The sequence below is a fragment of the Bradyrhizobium sp. USDA 4369 genome, from assembly GCF_054056435.1.
The window spans coordinates 3,431,661-3,445,468 of record NZ_JBSRYH010000001.1; the positions used below are offsets into that span (position 1 = coordinate 3,431,661).

The 13,808-nt window shown below is 66.2% G+C and carries 11 protein-coding genes and 2 pseudogenes; 2 read left to right on the forward strand and 11 right to left on the reverse strand.

The annotated features are described in order from the left end of the window. Positions 1-124: 124 nt before the first annotated feature. The 10 genes and pseudogenes from ACVIJ6_RS15505 to tkt form a co-directional block, all read right to left on the reverse strand. Positions 125-916: an inositol monophosphatase family protein gene (locus tag ACVIJ6_RS15505; protein ID WP_456773402.1), complete on the reverse strand. Its 792-nt coding sequence runs from the start codon at positions 914-916 to the stop codon at positions 125-127. A gap of 124 nt (positions 917-1,040) precedes the next feature. After that, positions 1,041-2,123: a tetratricopeptide repeat protein gene (locus tag ACVIJ6_RS15510; protein WP_456773403.1), complete on the reverse strand. Its 1,083-nt coding sequence runs from the start codon at positions 2,121-2,123 to the stop codon at positions 1,041-1,043. 10 nt (positions 2,124-2,133) lie between these two features. Continuing rightward, on the reverse strand, positions 2,134-2,811 hold the full coding sequence (locus ACVIJ6_RS15515) for a thiamine phosphate synthase (protein ID WP_456773404.1): 678 nt from the start codon (positions 2,809-2,811) through the stop codon (positions 2,134-2,136). Between the two features lies 1 nt (position 2,812). Next, the gene (locus ACVIJ6_RS15520) at positions 2,813-3,835 is read right to left on the reverse strand and encodes a class I fructose-bisphosphate aldolase (protein WP_456773405.1); all 1,023 of its coding nucleotides are present in this window, start codon (positions 3,833-3,835) and stop codon (positions 2,813-2,815) included. A gap of 241 nt (positions 3,836-4,076) precedes the next feature. Then, the gene (gene fba, locus ACVIJ6_RS15525) at positions 4,077-5,144 is read right to left on the reverse strand and encodes a class II fructose-bisphosphate aldolase (protein ID WP_456773406.1); all 1,068 of its coding nucleotides are present in this window, start codon (positions 5,142-5,144) and stop codon (positions 4,077-4,079) included. A gap of 198 nt (positions 5,145-5,342) precedes the next feature. Then, the gene (locus tag ACVIJ6_RS15530; RefSeq protein WP_456773407.1) at positions 5,343-5,600 is read right to left on the reverse strand and encodes a hypothetical protein; all 258 of its coding nucleotides are present in this window, start codon (positions 5,598-5,600) and stop codon (positions 5,343-5,345) included. Positions 5,601-5,646: 46 nt separating this feature from the next. After that, positions 5,647-6,837, reverse strand: a complete 1,191-nt coding sequence (locus tag ACVIJ6_RS15535; protein ID WP_456773408.1) for a phosphoglycerate kinase — start codon at positions 6,835-6,837, stop codon at positions 5,647-5,649. A 114-nt stretch (positions 6,838-6,951) separates the two neighbouring features. Then, a complete protein-coding gene (gap, locus tag ACVIJ6_RS15540) occupies positions 6,952-7,959 on the reverse strand; it encodes a type I glyceraldehyde-3-phosphate dehydrogenase (RefSeq protein ID WP_456773409.1) in 1,008 nt (335 codons plus the stop codon). A 144-nt stretch (positions 7,960-8,103) separates the two neighbouring features. Further along, the gene (gene recQ, locus ACVIJ6_RS15545; RefSeq protein WP_456773410.1) at positions 8,104-9,981 is read right to left on the reverse strand and encodes a DNA helicase RecQ; all 1,878 of its coding nucleotides are present in this window, start codon (positions 9,979-9,981) and stop codon (positions 8,104-8,106) included. A gap of 251 nt (positions 9,982-10,232) precedes the next feature. Beyond that, positions 10,233-12,219: pseudogene (gene tkt / locus ACVIJ6_RS15550) on the reverse strand (transketolase). 268 nt (positions 12,220-12,487) lie between these two features. Between tkt and ACVIJ6_RS15555 the strand changes: the two are divergent. Both ACVIJ6_RS15555 and ACVIJ6_RS15560 read left to right on the forward strand, forming a co-directional pair. Next, positions 12,488-12,838, forward strand: a complete 351-nt coding sequence (locus ACVIJ6_RS15555; RefSeq protein ID WP_456773411.1) for a DUF4164 domain-containing protein — start codon at positions 12,488-12,490, stop codon at positions 12,836-12,838. Next, complete coding sequence (locus tag ACVIJ6_RS15560; RefSeq protein ID WP_315804786.1) at positions 12,835-13,218, forward strand: cell division protein ZapA; 384 nt, start codon at positions 12,835-12,837, stop codon at positions 13,216-13,218. Before ACVIJ6_RS15555 ends, ACVIJ6_RS15560 begins: the two co-directional genes overlap by 4 nt. A gap of 179 nt (positions 13,219-13,397) precedes the next feature. Here ACVIJ6_RS15560 and ACVIJ6_RS15565 read toward each other — a convergent pair. Continuing rightward, positions 13,398-13,783: pseudogene (locus tag ACVIJ6_RS15565) on the reverse strand (ester cyclase). Positions 13,784-13,808 lie beyond the last annotated feature (25 nt).

Sequence of the window (13,808 nt, forward strand, 5' to 3'; positions counted from 1 at the left end):
AAACGCAGGCGGTCCTGTGCATGACAGGCGGCACGGCGTACTGGATCATCCGTCTTCGCGGATGATGACAATGAGCGTGAAGCGACGGCTTCGGCCCTCGCGTTCAGGAGCCGTTTCTGCCGTCCTACCCCGCTGCCTTCAGCACCTTGGCCAGTTCGCGGTGGATGACCTCGTTGCCGCAGAGCACGTGGCCGGTGGTCAGCGCGTCGCTCTTGCCGTCGACGTCGGAGACGGTGCCGCCGGCCTCGCGCACCATGATCATGCCGGCGGCGATGTCCCAGGGCTGCAGATCGCGCTCCCAATAGGCATCGAAACGGCCTGCGGCGACGAAAGCGAGGTCGAGCGAGGCGGCGCCGAAGCGGCGGAGGCCTGCGACCTTCGGCTGTAGCGCGGTCATCTCGCGCAGGAACAGCTGGTGGTCGCCGCGGCCGATATGCGGCAGGCCGCAGGCGATGACGCATTCATGCAGTTGACGGCGCGCGGCGACGCGCAGCCGCTGGTCGTTCAGGAATGCGCCCTTGCCGCGCTCGGCAATATAGAGCTCGTCATTGGCCGGGTTGTAGATCACGCCGGCGATCACCGTGTCCTCGCGCCGAAGTGCGATCGAGATGGCGAATTGCGGGATGCCGTGCAGGAAATTGGTGGTGCCGTCGAGCGGATCGACGATCCAGGTATGTGACGCGTCGCTGCCCTCGCGCGTGCCGCCTTCCTCGCCGATGAAGCCGTAGCCGGGACGGGCCTTCGAGAGGTCCTCGTACAGCATCTCCTCGGCCTTTCTGTCGGCGCGTGAGACGAAGTTCGCGGGTCCCTTCAGCGACACCTGCAGATGCTCGATCTCGCCGAGGTCGCGCTTGAGGTTGCGGCCGGCCCGGCGCGCGGCCTTGACCATGACATTGATGAGGGCGGAATGGATCATGTTCTCGATGCGCTGGGCTGACCGCAGCTCGCGGTGTGCCTCGTCCGGACGGGCAGAGGCGGGTGAGACGGATGCAGTGGGTGCCCTGCCGGGGCGGCGACGTCAAGAGCCGATCAGGCGCCGGTCATTTGATGGTGCCGAGCCAGCGCTTCGCAGCCTCTTCGCCCTTGGCGCGATCCTCGGGTGGCATGTCGGCGAATTTCTCCTCCAGCTTGGGGTCACCCTTGCCGGCGGTCTTGGCCACCAGGTGCCATTTGTACGCTTCGATCTTGTCCAGCGGCGTGGAGATCCCGTACCACAGCACCCAGGCGAGCCGGTTCTGGGCGACCGGGCTGTTCTGCCGCGCCGCCCGGCGCAGCAGCGCAATCGCCGCGGGCTGGTCCTTCGCAACGCCCGCGCCGTTGAACAGGGCAATGGCGTATTCGACCTCGGCGTCGATATTGTTGGCGACCGCTGCGGCCTGCAGCAGCCGGGCCGCCTTTTCCGGGTCCTTCGGGACGCCCGTGCCCTCCTTGTAGAAGGTGGCCAGCGCATATTGCGCCTCCGGATTGCCGGCATCGGCGGCCATGCGCAGCAGCTCGGCGGATCGCTTGAGGTCCTGCGGCAGGGTCTGGCCGTCGAGATACAGCAGCGCGAGATTATAGGCCGCCTTGGGCTCGCCAAGCTTGGCAGCCGAGGCGAGCAGCTTCAGCGCCTCCTGCTTGTCCGCAGGGCCGCCGCGACCCGCCAGCCGCATCATCGCCAGCGCGAACATCGCCTCACGGTCGCCGGCCTCGGCGGCGCGCTTGTACCAGATCGCCGCCTTGTCGTAGTCGCGGCGGATGCCCATGGCGTTTTCGTACAATTGGCCCAGCATGGCCATCGCCTTGGGATCACCGGATTGTGCGCGGGGGGTGGCCAGGTCGAAGGCGGTCTTGTACTGGCCGCGCTGATAGGCGCCATAGACCAGGTCGACATTGGGATCGTTGGCCGCCGGCTGCGGCGATGCCACCGGCGCCGGAGCGGCGGGCTTTGCCGTCGGGGCCGGGGCGGGCGCCGGCTTCTTCGCGACCGCCGGCGGCTTGGGTTTGTCGGCTGCCTTTTCGGCGGGCTTCGGCTTGTCGGCCGGCGGCTGCTGCAAGGTCGGCGTCAACGAGATCTGCGCATGCGCCGCCGTCGTCGCCGTCGCGATCACCGCAAGCACATATGTCAGGCGCAGGAGGGTCATCGCCAGCCGTTCAGCCCTGTCCCGCCGGGGCGGCCGGCGCCGCGGCATGAGCGGCCCGGAGCGTGGCGCCGATCTCCGCGAGCGCCGCGGCCGGGCCGCGGGCATCGTTCCAGACGAGATCGTCGACCAGCACGAAATCGGCGCCGGCAGCCACGAAATCAGCCGCCTCCTTGAGCGAGATGGCGTAGCCGACGCAAGGCGGCTCGAACAGCTCGGCCCACCAGGCCAGGCGCTCGTTGATCGCGTCCGGCGAAGGCCGCCGGCCATGGGCGTCGCGCTCGCCGAACAGCACGTAATCGGCGCCGAGCTCGCCGGCGCGCATCGAATCGTGGCGCGTCGACAAGCCGCCGATCCCGGCGATGCGGTCGGGCTTCAGGCCGGGGAGCGCCTCCTCCAGCACCTTGATCCCGGTCAGATGCGCGCCGTCGGCGCCGGCGCGGGCCACGATGTCGGGATGGCCGTCGATCAGCAGCGCCGCTCCGGTGCCCTGGATCGCGGGCGCCAGCGCCTTGACGGTGGTGATCATGCTGCGCGGATCGGTCTCCTTGAGCCGCACCAGAACCGCGGCGACGTCGGCGCTGCCGAGGATCGCCGGCAGGCTGGCCGCGAGCGGTGTCGGATCGGTCACCATCGGTGTTGCCAGATAGAGCCGCGGCGCCGGCCTTGTGGGAGCAGTCTTATCGGACACGTCAGGCCGCCTCGTTCTCGCGTTCGTTGGTCCATTGACCGCGGCTCGCCAGCGCGTTCATGCGGGCGCGGTGGCTGAAGGCGCGCTGCGCGGCGGGGATGTTCGCCGCCCGGCCAGCCCAGGCGCGCTGCGGCGCCGCCTGCAATGCGCGGCCATAGGAGAAGGTCAGCCTCCAAGGCAGCGGGCCGCGCCGGTTCATTGCGTCGAGATGCGCCGTTGCCTGAGCATCCGATTGTCCGCCCGACAAGAAGGCGACACCTGGCACCGCCGCCGGCACGCATTCTTTCAAGAGCTGCACTGTTCGGTCAGCGACCTCCGTGACGCCGGCCTGCACGGGGCATTTCTGACCGGACACCACCATGTTCGGCTTCAGGATCATGCCTTCGAGGGCAACCCGCTGGATGCGCAATTCGCGAAACACCTCGTTCAGTACGCGCCGCGTGACGTCGAAGCAGCGACCGATGTCGTGATCGCCGTCCATCAACACCTCCGGCTCGACGATCGGCACGAGACCGGCGGCCTGGCACAGCGCGGCATAGCGGCCGAGCGCATGCGCATGGACATGAACAGCGGTCATCGAGGGGATCCTGTCCTTGTCGAGATCGATCACCGCTCGCCATTTGGCGAAGCGCGCACCCAGCGCGTAGTACGCCGCGAGCCGATCCGCAAGCCGGTCGAGCCCCACCGTGACCGTTTCGCCGGGGCAGCCGGGCAGGGGCTGCGTGCCCTCGTCGACCTTGATCCCGGGAAGGCTGCCCGCCTGCTCGATCAGCTTCACCAGCGGCGTGCCGTCGGCGGCGTTCTGCCGGATGGTCTCGTCATACAGGATGACGCCGGAGATGAACGTCATGCCGTCGCTGCGCAACAGCATCTCGCGATAGTCGCGGCGGTTCTGCGCGGTGGATTCGACGGCGATGGCGTCGAAGCGCTTCTTGATGGTGCCGGTGGATTCATCGGCGGCGAGAATGCCCTTTCCGGGGGTGACCATGGCGAGCGCGACGGTGTTCAGTGCGGAGAGATTCATGTTTGGCTCCAGACGCACCTGCCCTGCCCATCAAAATAGACGGTTCTCGGGCGGTTGCCGAGCGAACATTGGCCGCAGGTAAGGCGGGCTCTCGGAGAGGTGAAGCAGGCTGCCTCTTTCGGATCAGCCTCTTTCGCCTCAGCTTCTCAATCGGCCGTCAGGGATGTCCTCTTCACTTGAGAGAGGACATCCCTGTGGCGCCCATGTCTGAGCCCGGTAAGCCTCGACGATGACGACAGGCTTACGCCACTGTCGGGTCGAGCTCGCCCTTGGCATAGCGCTTGGCCATCTCGGCGGTCGTCAGCACGCGCTTGACCTTGCTGGCCTGGCCGGCGGTGTTGAACTCCTCGAAGCGCTGCTTGCACAGCCTGGTCATCGCTTCCATCGCAGGCTTCAGGTATTTGCGCGGATCGAACTCTTCCGGGTGCTCCGACAGGATCTTGCGGATCTGGCCGGTCATCGCCATGCGGTTGTCGGTATCGATGTTGATCTTGCGCACGCCGTTCTTGATGCCGCGCTGGATCTCGGCGACCGGCACGCCCCAGGTCGGCTTCATCTTGCCGCCATAGGAATTGATGATCTCCTGCAGGTCCTGCGGCACCGACGACGAGCCGTGCATCACCAGATGCGTGTTCGGCAGTTTGCGGTGGATCTCCTCGATCACGTTCATCGCGAGAATGTCGCCGTCCGGCTTGCGCGTGAACTTGTAGGCGCCGTGCGAAGTGCCCATCGCGATCGCCAGCGCGTCGACCTTGGTCTCACGCACGAACTTCACCGCCTCGTCGGGATTGGTCAGCAGCTGATCATGCGACAGCTTGCCTTCCGCGCCGTGGCCATCCTCCTTGTCGCCCATGCCGGTCTCGAGCGAGCCGAGCACGCCGAGCTCACCCTCGACCGAGATGCCGCCGAGATGCGCCATGGTGGTCACCGTCTTGGTGACGCCGACATTGTAGTCCCAATCGCCCGGCGTCTTGCCGTCGGCCTTGAGCGAGCCGTCCATCATGACCGAGGTGAAGCCGGACTGGATCGCGGTCATGCAGGTCGCCGGCTCATTGCCGTGATCGAGATGCACGCAGATCGGGATCTGCGGATAGATCTCGGTCAACGCGTCCATCATGTGCTTGAGCATGACGTCGTTGGCATAGGCGCGGGCGCCGCGCGAGGCCTGGATGATGACCGGGGCATCGGCCGCATTGGCCGCCTCCATGATCGCCAGCGCCTGCTCCATATTGTTGATGTTGAAGGCCGGGACGCCGTAATCGTGCTCCGCCGCGTGATCGAGCAATTGACGCAACGTAATACGAGCCATGGCTGGAACTCCCCGATTAAGAATTGGACTGTGCGGCGGCTGACGCACGCGCCGAAACTGATGCCCCGTGCATAACGCGGTGGTGGGCGGAATCCAAGGGTGGCGGCGACGCAGGCGGGAGCAGGGGACAGTCAGGCGATGTTTAGGTTAGCGACCAGAGCCGGTGCCGCTGGTCGATAACGGGATGGCCGCAGAGGCTCAGGTCTTCCTGGCTTCGAGAGCCGCGATACGCTCCTCGACCGCGCTGACCCGCTCGTCGAAGTCGCTCGCCGCCGCGCGCATCATGACCAGCATGCCAGCGGAATCGCGGCGCTGCTTGCGGATCAAAGCTTCCATCCGCTCGTGCTCTGCGCGATTATCCTGCCTGAACTGCCCAACGTCGGTCCGGAGCGCAGTGATGCTCTCCTGGATCTTCACCAGAATCGGAAGAACAGCGTCTGTCGGTGTCTCGGCCATGAGTGGAACATAACAGAAACATTCATGGCCGACAAGCTCCGCGGTATCAGACTTTCAGCACCTCGACGCCCGGCAGCGGCTTGCCTTCCATCCACTCAAGGAAGGCGCCGCCGGCGGTCGAGACGTAGCTGAAATCCGCGGCTACGCCGGCCTGGTTGAGCGCCGCGACGGTATCGCCGCCGCCCGCCACCGAGATCAGCTTCTTGGCCTTGGTCCGTTCCGCCGCGTGCTTGGCGGCGACCATGGTGCCGCGATCGAACGGCGTCAGCTCGAAGGCGCCCAGCGGGCCGTTCCACACCAAGGTCGCCGCATCGTCGATCGCGGCATGGATGCGTGCGGTCGATTGCGGGCCGACGTCGAGGATCATGCTGTCCGGCGGGATCGCGTCCAGGCCATAGGCGAAGGACGGCGAGTTGGCCGCGAAGTGATAGGAGACGGTGGCATCGACCGGCAGGATGATGGCGCAGTTCGAGGCTTCCGCCTTCTCCATGATCCGCAGCGCGGTCGCGGCGAGATCCTTCTCGGCGAGGGACTTGCCGATCTGCACGCCCTGCGCATGCAGGAAGGTATTGGCCATGCCGCCGCCGATCACCAGCGCATCGACCTTGGTGACGAGGTTTTCCAAGAGGTCGATCTTGGTCGACACCTTGGCGCCGCCGACGATCGCGATGACCGGCTTGGCGGGCGACCCCAGCGCCTTCTCCAGCGCGTCGAGCTCGGCCTGCATGGTGCGGCCGGCATAGGCCGGCAGCTTGTGGCCGAGGCCCTCGGTCGAGGCATGGGCGCGGTGGGCGGCGGAGAACGCGTCGTTGACCCAGATGTCGCCGAGTTTTGCCAGTTCGGCCACGAAGGCCGGATCGTTCTTTTCCTCTTCCTTGTGGAAGCGGGTGTTCTCCAGGCACAGCACGTCGCCGTCCTTCAGCGCGGCGATGGCCGTTGCGGCCGGCTCGCCGATGCAATCATCGGCGAAGGCGACCGGGCGCTTGATCACCTGGGACAGTGCGGCCGCGACCGGCTTCAGCGACTCCTTCGGATCGCGGCCCTTCGGCCGGCCGAAATGGGCGAGCAGGATGACCTTGCCGCCCTTGGTCGCGATCTCGTTGATGGTCGGCGCGACGCGCTCCAGCCGCGTGGTGTCGGTGACGTGGCCGTTCTCGGTGGGCACGTTGAGGTCGACGCGCAGCAGCACGCGCTTGCCTTTGGGATCGACGTCGTCGAGGGTGCGGAATTTTGTCATGTCGAACATCTCCCTCCGTCATGGCCGGGCTTGACCCGACCATCCACGGCTTAGTTGCCTTGCGAGCAAGATGTGGATGCCCGGCACAAGGCCGGGCATGACGGTGTATGTGGGTTACAGCAGCTTGCCGATTGCGACGGCGGTGTCGGCCATGCGGTTGGAGAAGCCCCACTCATTGTCGTACCAGGACATCACGCGCACGAGGTTGCCGTTCATGACCTTGGTCTGGTCCTGGTGGAACGTCGAGGAGTGCGGATCGTGGTTGAAGTCGATCGAGACGTTCGGCGCCGTGGTGTAGCCGAGGATGCCCTTCAGCTCCTGCTCGCTGGCGCGCTTCATCGCCTCGTTGATCTCCTTCGGGTCGGTGTTGCGCTTGGCGACGATCTTGAGGTCGACGACCGAGACGTTCGGCGTCGGCACGCGGATCGCGACGCCGTCGAGCTTGCCCTTCAGCTCGGGGAGCACGAGGCCGATCGCCTTGGCAGCGCCGGTCGAGGTCGGGATCATCGACATCGCCGCCGCGCGGCCGCGATAGAGATCCTTGTGCATGGTGTCGAGCGTCGGCTGGTCGCCGGTGTAGGCGTGGATCGTGGTCATGAAGCCGGTCTCGATGCCCACCAGATCGTTCAGCACCTTGGCGATCGGCGCCAGGCAGTTGGTGGTGCAGGAGCCGTTGGAGACGACCAGATGATCCTTGGTCAGCGTCGCGTGGTTGACGCCGTAGACGATGGTCGCGTCGGCGCCGTCGGCCGGAGCCGAGACCAGCACGCGCTTGGCGCCGGCGGTCAGATGCGCGGAGGCCTTGTCCTTGGAGGTGAAGATGCCGGTGCATTCCAGCGCGATGTCGACGCCGAGATCCTTCCACGGCAGCTTCGACGGATCGCGCTCGGCGGTCACCTTGATCTTGCCGCGGCCGATATCGATGCTGTCGCCGTCGACGGTCACGGTGTGGGGGAAGCGGCCATGCACGCTGTCGAAGCGCAGCAGATGGGCATTGGTCTCGACCGGGCCGAGATCGTTGATGCCGACCACCTCGATGTCCTTGCGACCCGACTCCGCGATGGCGCGCAGAACGTTACGGCCAATGCGGCCAAACCCGTTGATCCCGACCCGGACTGCCATGTTCGTCTCCTTCAATGACGTTTCTCGTCCCCGTCTGCGACCTTTTCGGAAGGGCGCCACGAGGGTTTTGGAACTAATGCCGACCGGTTCTGCCGGACGGGAGCGGACGATATGAGCCCTTGGTAGCCCGTTTTTGCGCCAATCTCAACTGTCTGATGGCGATCCTGATCCCGAGGCGCCTGCCGCCGTGATCAGCGCCAGCAGCTCGTCGCCGTAATGTTCAAGCTTCTTGTCGCCAATCCCGGGGATGTCGCGAAGCTGCCCGAGTGTGGCCGGCCGGGCGCTGGCGATGCCATCGATGGTTGCGTCGTGCAGCACGACATAGGCTGGTACACCACGCTTGCGCGCGATCTCCGAGCGCCAGGCCCGCAGGCGCGCGAGCAGCGTGGCATCGCCTGCCGCGGCCGGCCGCTGCACCAGGTCGCCGCGCCGCGATTTACTGCGGATCGCACGGCCGGTACTCGCCGTCTGCTCGCGCAGCAGGATCGGCGTCTCGCCCTTCAACACGCCGCGCGCGCTCTCCGTCAGCTTCAGCGCGCCATAGGCCTCGCTGTCCGGCGCGAGATGGCCCATCGCCACCAGCTGGCGCAGCGCCGCGCGCCATTGTTTCTCATTGAGCTCGCGCCCGACGCCGAACACTGACAATTGATCATGTCCGAACTGCTTGACGCGTTCGGTTGCGCGGCCCACCAGCACGTCGATCAAATGCATGGCGCCGAAGCGTTGCCCGGTGCGATAGGCACAGGACAGCAACTTTTGCGCGATCACTTTGCCGTCGCGCACCTGCGGCGGCGACAGGCAGTTGTCGCAATTGCCGCATTTTTCGTCCGCCGGCGTCTCGCCGAAATAGCTCAGGAGCAGCCGGCGCCGGCAGCCGGCGGTCTCGGCCAGCGCCACCAGCGCGTCAAGCTTGCGGATCGATACCCGCTTGAACGCCTCGGCGCCGGTGGACTCGTCGATCATTCGGCGCTGCTGCACGATGTCGGACAGGCCGTAGGCCATCCAGGCGGTCGACGGCTTGCCGTCGCGCCCGGCGCGTCCGGTCTCCTGGTAGTAGGCCTCTATGCTCTTCGGCAGATCAAGATGCGCCACGAAGCGCACGTCAGGCTTGTCAATGCCCATGCCGAAGGCGACGGTCGCGACGACGACGATGCCGTCCTCGTTGATGAAGCGGTCCTGGTTGCGCGAACGCACGCTCGCCTCGAGCCCGGCATGATAGGGGATCGCGGTGATGCCGGCCTCGGTCAGCGCCGCAGCGGTGTCCTCGACCTTGGCGCGCGACAGGCAGTAGACGACCCCGGCGTCGCCCGGGTGGCGCTCCTTGATGAAGGCCTTCAGCTGCGCCGGCCCGTTGTTCTTGTCGACGATCTCATAACGGATGTTCGGGCGGTCGAAGCTCGCGACGAATTGCGGTGCGTCGGTGAGGCCGAGTCGCTCGGCGATTTCCTTGCGCGTCAATTCGTCGGCGGTCGCGGTCAGCGCGATGCGCGGCACGTCGGGAAAGCGTTCGGCAATGATCGACAGGCCGATATATTCCGGACGGAAATCGTGCCCCCATTGCGACACGCAATGCGCCTCGTCGATCGCGAACAGCGCGATATCGGCACGCTCCAGCAGCGCCAGGCAGCGCGGCGTCACCAGCCGCTCCGGCGCGACGTAGAGCAAATCGAGATCGCCGACGATGAGCCGCCGCTCGACCTCGTCGGCCTCCTCGCGCGACAGCGTGGAGTTCAGCACAGCGGCATTGACGCCCGCCTCGGTCAGCCCGGCGACCTGGTCGCGCATCAAGGCAATCAGCGGCGAGACGACGATTCCGCAGCCTTTGCGCAGCAGCGACGGCAGCTGATAGCACAACGACTTGCCGCCGCCGGTCGGCATCAGCACCAGGCAATTGCCGCCCGCGGCGACATGCCGGACCACCTTCTCCTGTGCCCCGCGAAAGCCCGGCAGCCCGAACACCGAATGCAGCACGGCCAGCGCGCGATCGGCCGTGTCGGTCGTGACGTTGGGGGCTGAAGGCATGGGTGTGCGGGAGTTTCCGAAAGATTAGACGAGCGAGCGCGTCAATCCGCGCCTGTTCTCGTATTGTCCTCGTCTTGGCGCGTCATAGTCAATCCATCTCCTCACCCTGAGGAGCCCGCCGGAGGCGGGCGTCTCGAAGGGCGAGGCCTGTGATCTCAAATCTCGGCCTCATGGTTCGAGACGGCGCTGCGCGCCTCCTCACCATGAGGGTTGAGAGTCGAGACCCGCGATGCAGCCGCTAGGCGGAAAGATCAGCCCAGCCGCTTGACCGCCGCGTCCACGGCGGCCTCGGCGGTGATGCCGAAATGCTTGTAGAGCTCCTTGGCCGGGCCGCTCTCGCCGAACGAATGCATGCCGATAAAGATGCCATCCTGGCCGATCACGGCGTCCCAACCCCAGCGCACCGCAGCCTCGATCGCGATCTTGACCGGTGCCTTGCCGATGATGGCGGCCTTCGCCTCCTCTGGCTGCTCCAGGAGCAGCTCCAGCGACGGCACCGAGACCACGCGCGCTGGGATGCCACGCTCGGCGAGCTGCTTCTGCGCGGCGACCGCGATCTCGACCTCGGAGCCGGTCGCGAACAGCGACACCTTGGCCTCGCCTTGGGCTGCGACCAGTTCATAGCCGCCATGGCTGCACGGATTGTCCGACGGCGCCGAGGTGCGGAGCTGCGGCAGGTTCTGCCGCGTCAGCGCCAGCACGGTCGGGCCATTGGTGCGGTTCAGCGCCAGCTCCCAGCACTCCGCGGTCTCGACCGCATCGGCCGGGCGGAACACGCGCATGTTGGGGATCGCGCGCAACGCCGCCAGATGCTCGACCGGCTGATGCGTCGGGCCGTCCTCGCCGAGGCCGATCGAGTCGTGCGTCAGGACATAGACGACGCCGGCGCCCATCAGCGCCGACAGGCGCATCGCGCCACGCGCGTAGTCGGAGAACACCAGGAAGGTGGCGCCGTTCGGCGCGAAGCCGCCATGCAGGAAGATGCCGTTCATGGCCGCGGCCATGCCGTGCTCGCGGATGCCGTAATGGATGAAGCGGCCCTTCGGCGTCTTGGCCGAGAATGAGGTGGCCGACTTCGCCTTGTTGTTGTTGGAGCCGGTGAGGTCGGCAGAGCCCGCGACGAACTCGAACGGCATCGCCGCGGCGATGACCTCGATCGCGGCCTCCGACGATTTGCGCGTCGCGATGTTGAGCGGGGTCTCGAGCAGCGCCTTCTTGTGGTCCTTCAGCGCCTTTGCCAGCGCCGCGGGACGCTCATGGCGCAGCCGGCGCTCGAACTCGGCGCGCTTGCGCGGGCCCATCTCGGCAAGCCGGGTCTCCCATTCGGCGCGCGCAGGCGCGCCGCGGCGGCCGGCCTCGCGCCAGGCCGCCAGCACGTCGTCCGGCACCGAGAACGGTTCCAGGGAGATGCCGAGCTTCTCCTTGGCGCCCTTCAATTCCTCAGGCCCGAGCGCCTCGCCATGCACCTTGGAGGTGCCGGCCTTGGTCGGCGCGCCATAGCCGATCGTGGTCTTGCAGGCGATCAGCGACGGCCTGGAGGACTTCTGCGCCCGGGCAATCGCCGCGGCGATCGCCTCCGGATCATGGCCGTCGATCAGCTCGGCGGCCCAGCCGGCCGACTTGAAGCGCTTCACCTGGTCGACCGAGTCGGCGATCGACAGCGGGCCGTCGATCGAGATGCCGTTGTCGTCCCACAGCACGATCAGCTTGTTGAGCTTCCAGTGCCCGGCCATCGCGATCGCTTCCTGGGAGATGCCCTCCATCAGGTCGCCGTCGGAGGCCAGCACGTAAGTGTGATGGTCGACGATCTTCTTGCCATATTCGGCCTGGAGCATCTTCTCGGCCAGCGCCATGCCGACGGCGGTCGAGATCGCCCTGGCCGAGCGGGCCGGTGGTGGTCTCGATGCCCTTGGTGCGGAAATTTTCCGGATGGCCGGGGGTCAGCGAATCGATCTGGCGGAAGCGCTTGATCTGGTCGAGCGTCATCTCCTCGTTGCCGGTGAGATACAGCAGCGCATACAGCAGCATCGAGCCGTGACCGGCGGACAGCACGAAGCGGTCGCGGTCCGGCCAGGCGGGCGCTGCAGCATCATATTTCAGCACGCGGGTGAACAGCACGGTGGCGACGTCGGCGGCGCCCATCGGCAGGCCGGGATGGCCCGATTTCGCCTTCTCGACGGCATCCATCGCGAGCGCGCGGATGGCGTTGGCCATGCGGGAATGATCGACCTGCGTCATGCTGGAATCCGTCCAAACGTGAAGTGCTGATGACAAGAGAGCCGCCGGTATCGCTGGCGGGCCCGGAATTTGCGGGCTGATTAGCACCTCGGTTCCGGGAATCAAAGGCAATGCAACGTCCCGGGCCGCCCAAAAGTTGCTTAGTAGTGCATAGTTTCGGCCGAGCGTTGCGCTTGGCTCGTCCAGCACGTAAGATTTTGCCCGTAAACGCTTGCCGGACAGCGGCTTTTGTCGCTATCCCGGCGATGGAAAGGCCCGCATCCGCCTCATGAACGATCACCCTGCCAATCTTGCCGGTCAGGTGGAACCCGGCGCCGCCGATCTCGAGGCGGCGACGCGGCGTCTGATGACCGCGCTCGACGCGCTGGAGAGCGCGGTCGAGCGGCGGCGGGAGGCTGATCGGGACGAGGACGAGTTGGCGACGCGGATTCAGGCGCTGGGCGCCGATCGCTCCCGCCTCGCGGATGAACTCGACGGCTCGCTGATGAAAACGCGCCGGCTCGAGCGCACCAATCGCGAGATCGCCGAGCGCCTCGACAGCGCGATCGGCACCATTCGCGCGGTGCTCAATGGCGGCGATGCGCAGGACAAGGCGCATGACGATGAGGATGACGAATGAGCCACATCAACGTCACCATCAACGGCCGCCAATATCGCATGGCCTGCGAGGAGGGCCAGGAGCTCAGGCTGCTGAAGCTCGCCGAGAGCCTCGAATCCCGCATCACCAATCTACGCGGCAAGTTCGGCGAGATCGGTGACGCTAGGCTCACCGTGATGGCGGCGCTCACCGTGTGCGACGAGCTGATCGACGCCAATCAGCGCGTGCAGATGCTGGAGCAGGAGCTCGAAGGCCTGCGCAACGTCCGCAACCAGGCCAGCGACCGCGCCCGCGCGACGCAGGTCGCGGTGGCGAAAGCGCTGAATGCGGCGGCAGAGCGCATCGAGCGGACGACACAGGTGCTGAACCGCACCATCGGCGGCGGCGTGGCGATCGGGTAGGTTGCTACGACATACAACTGATCAGTTTGATCAATCATCATTGACTTGCTCCGTCATTGCGAGCGCAGCGAAGCAATCCAGGGCTGAGCAAAGACTCAGCATTGTTTCGCAGCACTCGCCATCAATGACAGAGCCAGATCCATCAGTGGCAGGATGGAAGGTACGCTCGCGCCGTGGCCTCACAATTGCGGCTCGATCGCCGCCTTGTCGATGACCGACCACACCTCGGCGATCCTGCCCTCGCGGAATGCGTAGAACACGTGCTCGGCGAAGACGACGCGCCGGCCGTTGACGGGGAGGCCGAGAAACGTGCCGCGCGGCCGGCAATCGAAGCTCAGGATGCTCGCGACATGTGGCGGGTCTGATAGCAACAGGCGGATGTCGAAGCGAAGGTCTGGAATTTCGGCGAAATTGCCTATGAGCATGTCGTGATAGCCTGCGAGCCCGATCTGCCGCCCGTTGTGGACGACATGCTCGGCACGAAATTGCCGACCTGCGGCCAGTCCTGCGCGTTCAGGCATGCGATGTAGGCGCGATAGCGCGCGCCGAGTTCGGTTGCGGTCATGGCGCTAAGCTCTGTTCGAAACGTG